Below are 14986 nucleotides of genomic sequence, written 5' to 3' on the forward strand. Positions count from 1 at the left end.
GGCGCAGGCTAGGCGGCGATCCGGTAAAAGTCAATAATATGACTTTTCGATTTAATGGGCTTTTTCACAGCATCGGCTCGAAGGCCGGCAGGGCCCGGATGCGGGCAATCCAGCGCCCCACGGCCGCATACGGATCGAGGGCGACGCGGGCTTCTGGTGCCAGCGCGACATAGGGAAAGCAGGCGATGTCGGCGACGGTCGGGCGGGTGCCGACGAGCCAGTCGCGCGCGGACAGCCAGGTCTCCAGGATCGCCAGCGCCCGCCGGGCCTCTGCTTGCGCCGCGACGATATCGATCGGCGTGCCGATCAGGAAATGCAGCCGCGCCGCCTGCAGGCCGACCGCGATCTCCTTGGCCGCAAAGGCGAGCCATTGGGTGACCTCGCCGAGGCCGCGCGGATCCGTCGGCAGCCAGTCGGGTGCATGGCGGGCGGCGAGATAGACCAGGATGGCCTGGCTGTCGAACAGCACGGTCTCGCCGTCGACCAGCACCGGGATCTGCCCGCGCGGATTGAGCACCAGGAAGTCGGACGCCTTGTGCGCCCGGACCGCCACGTCGACGGTGATCCGTTCGGCCGCGAGGCCGGCGAGCGCCAGGAACAGGCGCACCTTGTAGCCGTTGCCGGAGACCGGATGGTCGTAGAGCTTCATGGGTCCGCCATGCGCAGGATCGGTTTCACGACCTGCCCCGATGCGGCCGCGGCGAATGCCGCCTCGATCTCGTCGAAGGGGAAGAAGCGGACCAGGCGATCGAAGGGAAAGCGGCCCTGCCGCCAAAGTTCGATCAGGCGCGGGATGAACACCGGCGGGTTGCTGTCGCCCTGGATCACGCCGCGCAGGGTCCGACCGTAGAGCAGCGTCGCCGCGGGAATCGCGATGTCGCCGGTGCCGGCGGCCGCGCCGGTCACCGCCGCGGTGCCGCCCATGCGCAGCGCCTCCAGCGCGAGCCGCACGGTTGCGGCGCTGCCGACGCATTCGACCGCGCCGTCGACGCCGCCGCGCCCGGCGATGGCGCGGATCTCGTCGAGCGCCCCCGCCCCGGCCGTGACGGCATGGCTGGCGCCGAGGTCGAGCGCGAGGTCGAGCCGCCCGGCATCGCGGTCGACCGCCAGGATCGGATAGGCGCCCGCGGCCTTGGCGGCCATCACGGCGGCGAGCCCGACGGCACCGGCCCCGATCACCGCCAGCGCGCTGCCCGGCGCCGGCTTCAGGACATTGAGAATCGCCCCGGCACCGGTCTGGAAGCCGCAGCCGAGCGGCCCCATCAGTTCGACCGGCACGTCCGCCGGCAGTTTGACGAGGGCGCGCGCGGCGACCACGACCCGCTCGGCGAAGGAGGACTGGCCGAAGAAGGCCGCCGCCACCGCGGTGCCGTCGCAGCGGAACACCGGGCTCGTGCCGTCGGCGCGGCCGCCGGAGAAATTGAGCCGCCGCTTGTCCTCGCAATAGGCCGAGCGCGCGTCCAGGCAGTTCGGGCAGGTGCCGCAGCTGCGATAGGTGACGACGACCGGATCGCCGGGTGCGAATCCGGCCACCGCCGCGCCGACCGCCTCGACGATGCCGCTGCCCTCATGGCCGAACACAGCCGGGCGCCGATAGGGCAGCCGGCCGTCGCGGGCCAGGATGTCGGTATGGCAGAGGCCGGTGGCCACGATCCGGACCAGGACCTCGTCGGCCCGCGGCGCTTCGAGCCGGACGGGTTCGATCCGGACCGATTCGCCCGCTTCGCCGAAAATCGCCGCCCTCGCCTCGAACACCCGCGCCTCCCTGGCCCGTTCGATCACTAGCGGCTGACCGCAATTAAATCAATCATATAGCTTATGGACTATTGAATGCCCATACTGGGCATCGTTGCTTGATATCGGTGCGAATCCGCCCAGAAACCCTGATAGAATTGAATAGATCGCGTCTCGCCGGATCGCATTGTCGCAGACTGCGGGGTCCGACTGCGAATGGGGGGCTCCTTGTACTGTTTCATTCATGCGGGACTGCATAAGACCGGCAGCTCATCCCTGCAGGAACTCTTCTTTCAAAATGCGAAGGCGCTTCAGCAGGAAGGTATTCTCTACCCGACGCAGTCCGCGCAACATCGCCAGCATGTCATCCTCGCCAAGGCGCTTCAGACCCGCAGTCAAGACAATTCATCCGTGGTTCGCGCCTTCGAGGCCGAGATCGCGACCAAGACCCATGACGCGCTTCTCCTGTCCGCCGAGTGGATTTCGACCACCTTGCGCAAGCCGGAAGGCTCCAGGCTGGTCGAGTATGTTCGCGCGCTCGGTTACCATCCAATTGTATTCGTCTATTTGCGCCATCAACCGCAGATGATAAACTCGCAATATCTTCAAGGTGTACGGACTTTCAATTTTTCGGGTTCGCTGAGCGATTTGATCGCGCTGAAGCGCGACACCTATCCAGAGAACAAGACATTCCTTCCACAAATCGACAGGTTCGGGGACGATATCGTGTTTCGCCCGTTCAATGAAGAATTGCGCAGAAACGGCGTCGAACGCGATTTCCTGGCCGAACTGGATCGTCGGCTCAATCGCAAAGGGCGCCTCACGGCATTCGCGAACCGATCCCAGGGCAGGCGCGAGAACGTCTCGACAGAGGGGCCGATTCTGGTCGAGGTGCTGCGCGGGTTGCGCCGGCGCGTCGAAGATGCCCTGTCGAGGCGCGAGCGCATGCTTCTGGCCCGCAAGATCGTCGCCATGTGCACGCGCCGGGTCGGACCGGAGGCGACCTATTGCGGTCTCGACACCGCGCTCGCACGAGCCATCGAGAAGCGGCATCGGGCCGGCAACGACGCGATCGCGCGGGCCGCCTGGAACATGAGCTGGGAAGACGCCTTCGGCGCCGACATCGGACAGTCCTACCAGTGCAACGATCTGCACGTTACCCGCGACCGCGCCGGCCTGCTCGCAGCGCTTGCCATGATCGAAAGGCTCGTCACCCTGACGCCGGGCTGGATCGAAATGGCGCGCCAGCGGCAGATGCCGGAAATCGACCCCGCGATAGCATTCGCCTGATGCCGACCGGTCGCCCGCCTGCCCGCGACAACCCCGCCGCCGGGATCACCGGCCGCGTCGCCCTGGTCGGATGCAACGGCTTCATCGGACGCGCGGTTACGCGGCTGCTCGGCCCGGTGCTCGGCGAGCGCCTGACCCTGGTCAACCGGTCCGAACTCGGTCCCGTCTTCGAACGCTGGGCGCCGTCCGCGCTGCGCGCGGTCGCCGACCTTGCCGAGCCCGATCGGGTCGCCGCGGCCTGCGGCGACGCGGAGACGGTCGTCGATCTTGTCGCCGATGGCACGCCGGCTTCCGTCCATGGTCTCGATCTGCGCCGGATCCATCATCTGACCGCCCTCAGATGCGACTTCCACGCCGCTCTGGCGGCGCGCCCCGGACGCCATCTGATTCTGACCTCCTCGGGCGGTGCCGTCTATGGCGAAGCCGGCGCGACGCCGGTCTCGGAGAGCCGTGCCGAGCGGCCGGCCGCCCCCTATGGTCTGCTCAAGCTGTCGATCGAACAGGGTCTCGCCCATGTCGGCCGGGCCACGGGCCTGACCTGGACCACCCTGCGGATCGCCAATCCCTACGGTCCCGGGCAGCAGGTCCGCCGCGGACAGGGTGTGGTCGCGGCCCTGGTCCAGGCTTCCCTCAACGACATCCCCTTCCAGTTGCGCGGCGACGGCGGCGAGGTGCGGGACTTCGTCCATGTCGCCGACGTCGCCGAGGCGATCGCCCTCGCGGTTCGCGTCGGCCGCGACCTGGCCGGGGAAATCATCAATATCGGCAGCGGCACCGGCCGCAGGATCGGCGACCTGATCCGCCTCGTCGAGGAAGCCGGCAGGCGTCCGATCCGGATCGAGACCATGCCGCAGATGCCCGGCGAGATCCGCAGCAACATTCTGGACATCGGCAAGGCGGGCCGCCTGCTCGGCTGGCAGCCGCATCGCTCGCTCGAAAGAACGATCCATCTCCTGCTCACGGAGCCGACCGGCGCGACCGCGGAGGCCGCCGACGATCCGCCGACGGCCGAGGATGTGGCGCAGGTCCGCATGCCGTCGTTCCCCAGCGCCCAAGCGAAAGCCCCGCCGAAAGGGCCGCTCTGGTTCTTTCTCCACATTCCGAAGACCGCCGGCAGTTCGCTACGCTCGGAACTGGCCGGCGGCCTCGCCCCGAACGCCAATGTCACGGTTGCGCAGTCCGATAGCGGTCGGACCTTCGAGATCCGTCGCGACGCGGCCTTTGACCGCTTCCTGGCGGAGCATGCGGTGCGGCCGCTCCGCTTCGCCTCCGGACATATGCGCTGGCGGCAGGTACGCAGGCTGCCGGCCCAGGACCCGCAGGCCCGTCTGGCGACCATGCTGCGCGACCCGGTCACCCGCGTCGTCTCGGCCTATCGGTACATGCGCACCCCCATGCATCCGCCGCATGAGGATTTCATCCGGGAATTCCCCCGGATCGAGGACTTCATCGAACATTCGGCCCATCGGAACTACATGGCCATGTTCCTTTCCGAGTATGACGACGAGCCGGCGAGTAGCATCGCCGACCGGCTGGAATCGACCTTTGCCTTCGTGGGGCTCTACGAGGACTACAGCCTGTCGCGCGCCGTCCTGCTCAAGCTGGCCGGAGTCACCGCCGCCGAGGAAAGGCATGTCCGCAAGACGCCGGACCTGCCCGTCAACGAAGTGACGCCAAGTGCAGACCTCGAGCGCCGCATCCGAGCCCGCAACGAGCGCGATTGCGAGATCCATGCCCTCTGGCGCGATCGTCACGAACGGCGCCGGGCCGAATGGGTCGCGTTCCTGGCCGCCCCGTCGGACGCGCGTGCGCAGATGGAGATAGTGGGTGGGACGTTGCCTTGAGGATCTCCCCATTGCCTGACCGGCCGGCCTCGCTCTCCCGCGCCATCGCGACGGAACCACCGCCTGCTGCCGGCGACGGACCGGGCTCGATCGGGGGCCGGCTGCAAGCCCGGCTGCTCGCCCTGCCGCCGGCGGGCGCTCTGGTCGCCTCCGGCCGTTTCGATGCCGCCTTCTACGCCGCGGTCACGGGGCTGAGCGGCACCGCCGAGACCCTCGCTGCCCACTATCTGGAGACCGGCGCGGCCGCAGGAACGGCGCCCAGCCGGGATTTCTCCGCGGCCGACTATTGCGGCTGGTATGCCGACGTTCCCCGCCGGCCGGCCGATGCCTTCCTGCATTTCGTGCGCCATGGCCAGTTCGAATTCCGCTGCCCGTCGCGCGCATTGGCCTGGTCCGACGGCGCGATGATTATGGCGACGGGCCTGTTCGATTTTTCAGGCTATGCCAAATGGCGCCAGTTGGAGGATCGGTCCGCGGTCGCACTGCTCATTGACTATTCGGTTCATGGCGCGCCCGGCGGCGTGGCGCCCTGGGCCGGCTTCGAGCCGGCCTTCGTCGCGCGCCTCTACGGCCCGCTCCTGATCGGCCATTCCAATCCGCTCGTCTTCTATCTGGCCAACCGCCATCGCCCCTGGTGCCATCCGAACGCGGCCGCCGCCGAGGAGGTCGCCCGGGCCGTGCGCGCGAGCGGCATCCTCGACGAGGCCTTCTACCGTCGGACCGTGTTGGGCGGGCGCACCGACATCGATCCGGCGCTGCATTACGCATCGGTCGGCTACATCACCGGCGCTCCGGCCGCGCGCGATTTCGACAGCCGCGCCTACTACGCGAACAACCCGGACATTGCCGCGGCCGAGATCGACCCGGCCGTCCATTTCGCCGCCCACGGCCGGGCCGAGGGCCGGCGGGGAAGCGCGCAGCCGATCGCGCACGCCCTCGACGACGAGCGCGAGTCCGAGTCCGACGGACCGACGATCCTGATCGTCTCCCACGAGGCGAGCCGTTCCGGCGCGCCCTTCGTCGCCCTGGAACTGGTCTCGGCCTTCGCGGACCGCGCCAATGTGGTGGTCTGGCTCGGGCAGGACGGTCCCTTGCGCGCGGCCTTCGCGCGGGCCGCGGTCGACATCGTGGTCGCACCGATCGACCATGGCAGCGCGGGGGCGGTCGTCGACCACCTGAAGGCCCGCCATGCCTTCGACTTCGCGCTGGTCAACTCGGTCGTCGCCGCGCCGGCCCTGCCGGCCTTGGCCGCGCGCGGCGTGCCGGCTGTCCTCATGCTGCACGAATGCGCCGATTATGTCTTTCCGGCCGGCACCGCCGCCGCAGCGGTCGCGCGCGCCGCCGCCACCGTCGTTCCGGCCGAATTCGTCGCCGCCTCGGTGCGGGCCGAATTCGAACGGCTCGGCATGCCGTCGCTCGACCTGCCGCTGGTGGTCCGCCCGCAGGGCCGCTGCGATACCGGTCGCCAGGGCCAGGCGGCGGGAGGGCTGACGGCGGCGGAAATCCGGGCGCGGCTCGGCATCGACGACGACGCGGCGAAGCCATTCGTGGTGTTCGGCGCCGGCCGGGTGCAGCCGCGCAAGGGCGTCGAGCTCTTCATCGAGACCGCCCACCAGTATGTCGAGGCCTACGGGCGGGACTGCCGCTTCGTCTGGGTCGGCGGCGGCTACGAGCCGCCGGACGACGCCGAATACTCGCTGCACCTCGCCGACCAGATCGCGAAATTCGGTCTCGGCGACGTGGTCTCCGTCTTCGGCGAGCAGGCTTCGCTCGCCGGCTTTTGGGCGGTCGCGGATGCCTTCCTGCTGTCCTCGCGCTTCGATCCGTACCCCAACGTGGTGCTCGACGCGCTCTGGGACGGGCTGCCGGTGGTATGCTTCGAACGCACGACCGGCGCCGCCGATCTGGTCCGGCCGGGCTCCGACGACGTCCAGGTAGTGACCTTCAAGGACCCGGCCGCCGCAGCCCGCGCGCTCGCCTCCCTTCACCCCGTCGTCGGCGCCCGCGACCGGGCCCGGCGGGCCGAGACCTGGCGGCCGCGCCTCGCCATGGCGGACTATGCGCAAGCGATCTTCACGCTCGGGATGGAGGTCTCCAGGGCCTCCCCGCCGCCGACAGTCGAAGCGCTGCCACGCTCGCTCGACGAGCGCGCCTGGTTTGCGGCCGCACAGCCGGCCTGGGCCCTGGCCGACCGGCGCGGGCCGTTCCGCAGCGATGCCGAACTGGCTGCGGATCATGCGCTGGCGATACGGCGGGCGATGCCGTCGATCGGCCGCAGCGTCGCCGCGTCGCCCGTCGTCAGACGCGCCGATGCCCGGATCGTTGCGCCCGGGGAAGACCTGGCGGTCCCGCCCGGCATGCGGGCCGGTCTGCATGTCCATCTGACGGAGAGCGCCGACCCGATCGTCCTGCTCTCGATCCTGCGCGCCCATGCGGCGATCCCGATCGCGGTGACATTCGCCAGCCGGTCCGTCGAGGAGCGCTGCCTCAATCACCTCGCCACCGTTCGGCATGTGTCGATCCCGGACGATCCGCAGGCCTTCGAGCCCCCGCGCGCCCTGCTCAGGGTGCTCGCCGCCGCCTTCGCGGGATTCGACCTGGTCGGCAGCATCGCGGTCGGGGCACCGCCGCCAGCCGTCCGCGGCCGCGCCGGTGCCGATCTGGCCTTTGCGACCGACCGGGCGGCGATCGGCGGCATCCTGGCCGCGCTCGCCGCCCCGGACGGCCCGATGCTCGCCTTCCCGCATTGGCCGGTCGGCGACGGCACCGCGGGCTGCGATCGGGTCGCCGGCCGCCTCGCCGCGAGTCTCGGCCGGCCCGAACGCCCGCGCGACGACCGGCCGCGACCGGCGACCTGGAACTTCTGGCTGGCGCCTTCACGCTGCCCGGACCTGCTTGAGCCGGCGCTCGGCGCGGCCGCCGCCGGACTGGTGCGCTCCGAGAACGATGCCGACCGGCAGGCCGGCTTCCTCGCCTTCCTGGCGTCGCTGGCCGATCCGCTGCGCCCGATGCTGGCGGTCGATGCCTTCGTCCACCTCCGGCGCGCGGCACCCTGCTACCTGCCGTTCGCCGGCTGACCGGTTTCATCCGGTCTTTGTTCACATCCTGTCACATTGCCGCGAGCGCATGGAAAATCCCGATGGCCGTCATCGCCTTTCGGGCAGGCCCCGATAAAGTCCTGCCGCCAACAGCTTGGAGGAGCGCAGCATGAGCATGGACCGTCGGGCTTTCATCACCACCAGTCTCATCGGCCTCGCCGCGGCCAGCGCCACCGGGGTGGCGACCGTGCCGGCGATGGCACAGGGAACGGCGCCCGCCCCGTCCGCTCTGAAGCCCGGTCCGGCCGCCCAGGTCTACAAGCTCGGCGATTTCGCCGTGGCGGCGCTGCATGACGGCGCTGTGCAGTTCCCGACCCCGCCGAACTTCATCCGCAACCTGTCCGACGCCGAAACCGCCGCGACCTTCGCGGCCGTCGGCCTGCCGTCCGACAAGCTGAGCCTGACCTTCACGCCGATGGTGGTCTCGACCGGCAAGAATCTGGTCCTGTTCGACACCGGCTTTGCCGACAACGGCAGCCCCACGGCCGGCCGGCTGATCGCCAATCTGGCCGCCGTCGGCATCAAGCCGGAGGATATCGACACCGTCGTGATCAGCCATTTCCACGGCGATCACATCAACGGCCTGCGCAACAAGGCCGGCACGCTCCTGTTCCCGAAGGCCGAGATCGCCGTGCCGGAGCCGGAATGGGCCTACTGGATGGACGACGCCAAGATGAGCGCCGCCCCGGACGGACTGAAGGGCAACTTCCAGAACTGCCGCCGGGTGTTCGGGGCGGAAGCCGCCAAGGTGCGCCGCTTCGGCTGGGGCAAGGAGGTCGTGCCCGGCGTGACCGCCGTACAGGCCGACGGCCATACGCCCGGCCATACCGCCTTCCTGGTCGCCTCCGGCAAGGACCAGTTGATGTATGTCGCCGACATCACCAACAATCCGGCCATCTTCGCCAAGAATCCGGAGCTGAAGGCGATGTTCGACATGGATGCCGACCGCGCCGTCGCCACCCGCAAGGCGATCCTCGACCGCGCCGCCGCCGACAAGGTCCGCGTCGCCTTCTATCACGGCGCCTTCCCGTCGAACGGCTTCGTCACCAAGGCCGGCAACGGCTTCGACTTCACCCCCGCATTCTGGCAGTGAGGCTGCGCTGACGGATGCCCGGGGCCGCGTCTGCGGCGCCCGGGCGTTCGGCTCTGCCCGACGCCGCCGGAACCATGTCTTCGGACGCTCAGCTGCGCCAGGGAAACGGGTCGTTGGACGCTCAATCGCGCCAGGGAAACGGGCCGTTGGACTCTCAGCCGCGCCAGGGAAACGGGCCATCCTCGGCGGCGGCGAGCAGCAGGGCGGCCGAGCCGTAGCGGCGGTCATGGGTGATTTCCGGGCCGACCCAATTCGGAGGCAACACAACTGCGGCCTCGTCCCGCAATTCGATCTCGGCGATCACCAGCCCGTCGAGCGGCCCTAGGAAGACGTCGACCGTCCACAGATGCGTGCCTTCCGGGACGGCGAAGCGGACCCGTTCGATGATCGGGCCGTGACAGCGCCGCGCCAGCATGGCGTCCGCGTCGGCGACGGGAATCTCGTACTCGAACTCGTCCCGGGCGATGCCGCTTTTCGGCCCCTTCACGGTCAGCCAGGCCGTCCGCTCGCTGCGCCGCACGCGCACCTTGTTGGTGCCGCCGCTCGACAGCAGCCCGTCGAGCAGACGCTCCGACCCACTCGCGCGTTCCCGCCAGCCGTCATGGGCGATCAGGAACTTGCGCTCGATTTCGATGGCCATGAACCCTCAATCCCCGTTGCGGAGAGCCGGCCTCCCGGGGCGTTGCCGTCCTGCGACGCCCGAGGGCAACGATCCGGTCCCTTCGTTCAGGACCTCGGGCCTGCGCTGCCCCTCCGCAAAATCCCGGTCTCTTGCGCTGTGTCCCCGCTTCCATTGTCACAATCAAGCTGCGGCCGGTTGCGATCGAACGCCGCGCTCGGCGCCTAGGCATTTCCCGATCGGATGCGGTCGTCCGATCGGGAAATGCGCCAGAATCGATCCCTCGAGCCGGTCCTCTGCTTCCGGATCTCTTCGATCCGGATGGGACGGACTGCGGGGTCATCCGCCCAAGGTCCGGCCGTCGCGGCGACCTGACGGCCCGGCCCCGATCGCCAGCCGATGCCGCATCAAGGCCGCGGCGGTCGCGTCGGCAATCGTGCGGCCGCGCTCGTCGGTGCCGCGCCAGGCCGCCTGCCAGCGGCTGCGCGGATCGATCTCGAGGAGTTTCACATGGCCGGCGACCTCGGTGTCGTCGCGCACCAGGCCGCGCAGCACCCCATCGAGCGGAGCCGCGACCGGCAGCCCGGCGAGATGCCCGACCACCATGCCGCGGTAGACCCGCATGCCGATCTCGAACGAAGTGCGCCAGCGTCCGGGGCCGGCCGAATAGACGAACCGCTCCCGCCCCAGCCCGCCGAGCGGGTTCGACCGGCCGTCCGCGGCCGCGGTGGCCCCCTCGGTGACCAGTTCGCCATTGCGGCCCGGCCGCGTCTCCACGGCGACATCGCAATTGCGGCCGATCTCGAAACCCGGGCCGAGCCCGACGGTGACGGCGGCGAGATGGCGCAGATCCGGAATCACCGCATATTTGTTCATGCGGGCGTCGATCAGCACGTCGAAGGCCGCGAAGGGGCAGAGATCGACGAAGCCGAGCCGGGTGATGCCGATCCGCGCCGGTCCGTCCGCAAAGGTCAGCAGATCCCGGCCCTGCTCGACCGGTTCCGCGCCGATGCCGTCGACCTGGACGTCCTCGCCGAACAGGATGTCGTGAAAGGCCATGCCGCGGCGGATCACCGGCGGGTGCGGATCATGGGCCAGGATCACCGCATGGCCGATGCGGTTCAGCCGGATCGCAACCGAGGAGGCGATTTCGTTGGTGCCGAGCACGAGGACGAGCGGCGCCGCGCGCGGACCCGCGCCAATTCGGTTGAGCGGCAAGGACGGCCTCCATGGTCAGGTGCGAGCGTTCATGACGACCGCGCAGCAAGGCTCGTGCCGGCCGCTTTGCGGCAGAGGCCCGGGTCCGCATCGGCGAAAGCGGCCCGACATTGTCGGCATTCCGACAAACCGAACACGACGGATCGCCCGGAACCGGGATGCCGCGTCCGCCGGCCGCAGACCCGCCCCGCACGGGATCCCATCAGGGCGCCGGGCCAGATCCACACGGCAGGAATTCGCCCGGCCCCCTCCCGTCGGCACAACGGCTCCGCTAGTGGTGAAGGAGTGAGCGGTACGGAATCACGCGACGGACGGGCAGCATCCGTCTCGATCGAGCCGTTCCGCCGGCCCGAACGATCCGACAGGAGCCCCCATGACGCTCGCCGCCCTCGCCGCCTCCTTCCTGGCCGGCGCCCTCTACGTGCTTTCGCCCGGCCCGGCAGTGCTGGCCCTGATCGGCATCGGCGCCTCGCAGGGACGGCGGCCGGCGGCGCATTTCGTCATCGGCCATCTGGCCGGCGATACGCTCTGGTGTGGCCTGGCGATCTTCGCCCTGGTCGGCGCGCAGGTGATCGACCAGCATGTCTTCGACGCCATCGCGCTTCTGTGCGCCGGCTATCTCGGCTGGCTCGGCTACAAGGGCGTCACGGCCCGCTCGGCCGGGGCGGCCGACGACGTGATCGGGCGCCGGCCGCTGCGCCGCGGCATCCTGTTCGGGCTGACCAATCCGAAGAGCTATCCGGTCGCGCTGGCGATGTTTTCGGCGCTGTTCGCCGGCCAGGCCGGGACCCTGTCCTTCGAGGCCCTGCCGATGCTGCTGATCGCAGCCTTTGTCGGCTTCCTGATCGGCGACCTGATCCTGGTCTGGATCGTCGGCACCAAGCTGCTGCGCGGCCTCTATCTGCGCCACGCGCTGTGGATCATCCGCGCCACCGGCGCGCTGTTCCTGCTGTTCTCGCTGCGCACCGCCTGGGAAGCCCTGCCGCGCCTGCTGCGCCGCTGACGGCCTTCCCTTCCGGCCCCGCGCTCCCGGACGGCCCGGCGATCGGGCCGGCCGGCAGCGTCACGGCGGCCAGAGATCCGGCCGCCGCGAGACCGCGTCAAGCACCTGCGGCCAGCCGACGGTCCGCATGGCGCCGGGGATCTTGAGGGCCTGCGTCGGCCGGCCCTCGGCCATGATCAGCACGATCGTCTCGACACCGCCGCAGGCCGCGTCGCCGCAGGCGATCTCGCTGACCGTGAACGCGACCCGGTCGTCGGCGCCGAGCGCCTCGCGGGTCCAGTCGCGAATGCGCTGGCGGGTTTCGGCAAGAGACGGATCGTCGACCTTCCGCGAGAAGCGCAGGATCACGCCGCCCGTCCCCAGCGCGGGAAGGGATCGGCGAGCCTCCTCCAGCGCTCCAGTTGCGGCGCCTCCTCGTCGACCAGGCAGGCATCGAGCCGCGCCCGCAGGGCGGCCTCGTCCATCGCGCCGCGCTGGCCGATGAACACGATCTCCTGCATCCGATCGCCCCAGACCGGATCCCACAGCCGGTCGAGCCGGGCCAGCCAGTCCGGGTCCTTCGGCCAGCGCGTCTTCTCGACCGCCGAAGCCCAGAAGCCGGTGCCGCCGGTCTCCACCGCCGCGCCCGCCTGGGACAGATGCGCGCACCATTCCGGCCGCGTCGCGATCCAGAACTTGCCCTTGGCGCGCAGCACGCCCGGCCAGGCGCTGTCGACGAAGGCGTTGAAGCGGGCCGGATGGAACGGCCGGCGCGCGCGATAGACGAAGGAATAGATGCCGTATTCCTCCGTCTCCGGGACATGCTCCTGCGGCCGGTTCAGTTCCCGGAACCAGGCCGGATACTGGTGGGCGGCCTCGAAATCGAACCGGCCGGTCATGACGATGCGGTCGAGATCGACCGCGCCGTGGTCGGTGCAGACGATTTCGGCGCCGCCGTTGAGCGCGCGGACCAGCCCGATCACCGCCTCGCGGTCGGCCGGACAGACGGCCGAGATCTTGTTGATCACGATCACGTCCGCGAACTCGATCTGCTCGACCAGGAGCCCGACCAGAGGCCGGCCGTCCGCGTCGTCGACCGCCAGGCCGCGGTCGGCCAGGAAATCCGAGGACCCGTAGTCGGCCAGGATGCGCATCGCGTCGACTACCGTCACCATGGTGTCGAGCCGGGCGACGTCAGAGAGGCTGGCGCCCGCCTCGTCGCGGAATTCGAAGGTCGCGGCGACCGGCAGCGGCTCGCCGATGCCGGTCGATTCGATCAGCAGGCAGTCGAACCGTCGCTCCTCGGCGAGCCGCCGCACCTCCGTGATCAGGTCGTCGCGCAGGGTGCAGCAGATGCAGCCGTTGCTCATCTCGACCAGCCGCTCTTCCGTCCGCGACAGGGCCGCCCCGCCCTCGCGCACCAGCGCGGCATCGACATTGACCTCCGACATGTCGTTGACGATCACCGCCACCCGGAGACCGACCCGGTTGGACAGGACATGGTTGAGCAGCGTGGTCTTGCCGGCGCCGAGGAAGCCGGACAGCACGGTGACGGGCAGACGGGACTCGAGGGAACGCGGCGACATCGGCGATCTCGTTATGTTACGTTATAACATAACATAATCGCACCAATCGCTCCCCGTCAAGCACGCCGCAACCGAGGCCCGCCCCGCTTGCCAGGCGCCGTGGCACAGTCCCGCTTCCCCGTCTTCCCACCGCTCTCCCGGCAGCCCGGCGGCATTCACTGCCCCATTCCCGCTCTCCGCCGGCCGCTTCCCCTTCGCCCCCTGAGGGGCGAGAAGGGGATATCCTGTTGGGGGATTGAGGAAATTACCGCACGCGATCCCCCAGCTCCTTCCCCTTCTCCCCCTTGCAGGGGGCGAAGGGAGTAACCCGTTGGGGGATTGGGGAAATCAACCGGGATGCGCTCCCGGCTCCCGCCTCTTCGGCGACTGAAAGGGAGAGGGGCGGCCGGATTTAGAGTTCCCGGCACGGCAAGTGGCCGTCGAGACGACAACGGCGCCCCGCAGGGGGCGCCGCTCGGAAAGGCAACGGCGTCGACCGGTTGGTCGGCGCGCCCGGTTCACTTCATGCCGCGGATCGCTTCCTCGGCCTTGTCGACCAGATCCTTGGCGACGGTTTGGCTGGCCGAATAGGCGCGGTTGAACAGCGAGACGGTCGGGCCGGATTTCGGCAGCAGCTTGTCGCGCGGCATGCCTTTGACCAGCTTGATCAGGTCTTCTTTGTTGGTGCGCTGGTTGGTGCCGGCGGGAAGCACGTCGGCCGGCTGCGTGATCAGCATGATCGGCGTGGCGATGGTGGTCACCTCGACGGCATTCTTGATGAAGCCGGCCTCGGTCACCGGGCGGGTTTCGAGCACGTAGACATTCTGGCCGTTGACCTGCTGGTTGACCAGCGCGCGGGCGACGACCGGGATGAAGTGGCCCTTCTTCTCGACCACGGTCTTGAAGTTGGCGTTGGCCGGATCGGGCAGCTGGACGAAGAGCGCGATCGTGTTGTCGGAGGCGAGCGCCATCTCGATCGCCTTGGAGGCCGATTCGGCATAGGTGATCTGGGCCGTCTCGATGCGGGTGAAGACGTTCGGCAGCACCTTCTTCATGTTCTCGAAGGTCTGCGCGGCGCCGGAACCCTGCGGCGGCAGCACCAGCTTGACGCGGGTGATGATGCGCACCACGTCGCTGAACTGGGTCAGGTTCTTGGAGACGAAATAGACGCCCTCATTGGCGAGGTCGGCGCGAATCGCAACCAGCTTCTTGGCCGCATCCGGATTGGCCGCCGCCCAGTTGGCGAAGGCGTCGGTCTGCACCATGGCGATGCCGTCCTGGTCCGCCAGCACCTTCTCGATATTGTCGAGCGAACCCTTGGTCTCGACGCAGTTCGGCGTGAAGCCTTCGTTGCGCAGGCCATCCAGCATGGCCGGGCAGAGCGTGCCGAAATAGGCGCCGGCCTTGCCGCCCGAATAGATGTTCTGCGCCGCGCTCGCGCCGGCCCCGGCGATCGCGATCAGCGCGGCCACGGCGATGGTCTTCAGCATCTGCATGAATGTCTCCTGCCCATTGGCGATAAGGAATGTCGCCCCCTTGCGTC

Annotated in this window: 12 protein-coding genes; 5 read left to right on the forward strand and 7 right to left on the reverse strand. The window is 69.2% G+C overall.

Features of this window, described 5'->3' with window-relative positions; genetic code table 11:
- Positions 1-64 precede the first annotated feature (64 nt).
- Both KL771_RS12065 and KL771_RS12070 read right to left on the reverse strand, forming a co-directional pair.
- A complete protein-coding gene (locus KL771_RS12065; protein WP_261968803.1) occupies positions 65-649 on the reverse strand; it encodes a glutathione S-transferase family protein in 585 nt (194 codons plus the stop codon).
- Positions 646-1755 (reverse strand): NAD(P)-dependent alcohol dehydrogenase, encoded by a 1110-nt coding sequence (locus KL771_RS12070; RefSeq protein ID WP_261968804.1) that lies wholly within the window; start codon positions 1753-1755, stop codon positions 646-648. The genes KL771_RS12065 and KL771_RS12070 overlap by 4 nt, the downstream gene beginning before the upstream one ends.
- A 207-nt stretch (positions 1756-1962) precedes the next feature.
- On the opposite strand from KL771_RS12070, the gene KL771_RS12075 reads away from it, so the two are divergent.
- The 4 genes from KL771_RS12075 to KL771_RS12090 all read left to right on the forward strand — a co-directional run bounded on the left by KL771_RS12075 (position 1963) and on the right by KL771_RS12090 (position 9059).
- A complete protein-coding gene (locus tag KL771_RS12075) occupies positions 1963-3024 on the forward strand; it encodes a hypothetical protein (RefSeq protein WP_261968805.1) in 1062 nt (353 codons plus the stop codon).
- Positions 3024-4868, forward strand: a complete 1845-nt coding sequence (locus tag KL771_RS12080) for an NAD-dependent epimerase/dehydratase family protein (protein ID WP_261968806.1) — start codon at positions 3024-3026, stop codon at positions 4866-4868. The genes KL771_RS12075 and KL771_RS12080 overlap by 1 nt, the downstream gene beginning before the upstream one ends.
- A gap of 11 nt (positions 4869-4879) precedes the next feature.
- Positions 4880-7945, forward strand: coding sequence for a glycosyltransferase (locus KL771_RS12085; protein ID WP_261968807.1), 3066 nt, complete (start codon positions 4880-4882; stop codon positions 7943-7945).
- A gap of 130 nt (positions 7946-8075) precedes the next feature.
- Entirely contained in the window at positions 8076-9059 is a 984-nt protein-coding gene (locus KL771_RS12090; RefSeq protein ID WP_261968808.1) for an MBL fold metallo-hydrolase, read from the forward strand.
- 154 nt (positions 9060-9213) lie between these two features.
- Here KL771_RS12090 and KL771_RS12095 read toward each other — a convergent pair whose 3' ends face one another.
- The gene (locus KL771_RS12095) at positions 9214-9699 is read right to left on the reverse strand and encodes a CYTH domain-containing protein (RefSeq protein ID WP_261968809.1); all 486 of its coding nucleotides are present in this window, start codon (positions 9697-9699) and stop codon (positions 9214-9216) included.
- A gap of 318 nt (positions 9700-10017) precedes the next feature.
- On the reverse strand, positions 10018-10896 hold the full coding sequence (locus KL771_RS12100; protein ID WP_261968810.1) for a xanthine dehydrogenase: 879 nt from the start codon (positions 10894-10896) through the stop codon (positions 10018-10020).
- A 373-nt stretch (positions 10897-11269) separates the two neighbouring features.
- Between KL771_RS12100 and KL771_RS12105 the strand changes: the two genes are divergently transcribed.
- Entirely contained in the window at positions 11270-11899 is a 630-nt protein-coding gene (locus KL771_RS12105) for a LysE family translocator (RefSeq protein ID WP_054360973.1), read from the forward strand.
- A gap of 60 nt (positions 11900-11959) precedes the next feature.
- Here the strand turns inward: KL771_RS12105 and KL771_RS12110 are convergent, their stop codons facing one another.
- The 3 genes from KL771_RS12110 to KL771_RS12120 form a co-directional block, all read right to left on the reverse strand.
- Positions 11960-12247, reverse strand: coding sequence for a hypothetical protein (locus KL771_RS12110; protein ID WP_261968811.1), 288 nt, complete (start codon positions 12245-12247; stop codon positions 11960-11962).
- Positions 12244-13464 (reverse strand): GTP-binding protein, encoded by a 1221-nt coding sequence (locus tag KL771_RS12115; protein ID WP_261968812.1) that lies wholly within the window; start codon positions 13462-13464, stop codon positions 12244-12246. The genes KL771_RS12110 and KL771_RS12115 overlap by 4 nt, the downstream gene beginning before the upstream one ends.
- 497 nt (positions 13465-13961) lie before the next feature.
- Positions 13962-14939: a TAXI family TRAP transporter solute-binding subunit gene (locus KL771_RS12120; protein ID WP_261968813.1), complete on the reverse strand. Its 978-nt coding sequence runs from the start codon at positions 14937-14939 to the stop codon at positions 13962-13964.
- Positions 14940-14986: the final 47 nt, after the last annotated feature.

The organism is Prosthecodimorpha staleyi (assembly GCF_018729455.1).
Lineage (GTDB): Bacteria > Pseudomonadota > Alphaproteobacteria > Rhizobiales > Ancalomicrobiaceae > Prosthecodimorpha > Prosthecodimorpha staleyi.

Bases quoted from the DNA above. Each gene is read 5' to 3' on its own strand.
- KL771_RS12065 (WP_261968803.1), bottom strand. From the start codon at position 649: ATGAAGCTCTACGACCATCCGGTCTCCGGCAACGGCTACAAGGTGCGC.
- KL771_RS12080 (WP_261968806.1), top strand. From the start codon at position 3,024: ATGCCGACCGGTCGCCCGCCTGCCCGCGACAACCCCGCCGCCGGGATC.
- KL771_RS12090 (WP_261968808.1), top strand. From the start codon at position 8,076: ATGAGCATGGACCGTCGGGCTTTCATCACCACCAGTCTCATCGGCCTC.
- KL771_RS12095 (WP_261968809.1), bottom strand. From the start codon at position 9,699: ATGGCCATCGAAATCGAGCGCAAGTTCCTGATCGCCCATGACGGCTGG.
- KL771_RS12105 (WP_054360973.1), top strand. From the start codon at position 11,270: ATGACGCTCGCCGCCCTCGCCGCCTCCTTCCTGGCCGGCGCCCTCTAC.
- KL771_RS12115 (WP_261968812.1), bottom strand. From the start codon at position 13,464: ATGTCGCCGCGTTCCCTCGAGTCCCGTCTGCCCGTCACCGTGCTGTCC.
- KL771_RS12120 (WP_261968813.1), bottom strand. From the start codon at position 14,939: ATGCAGATGCTGAAGACCATCGCCGTGGCCGCGCTGATCGCGATCGCC.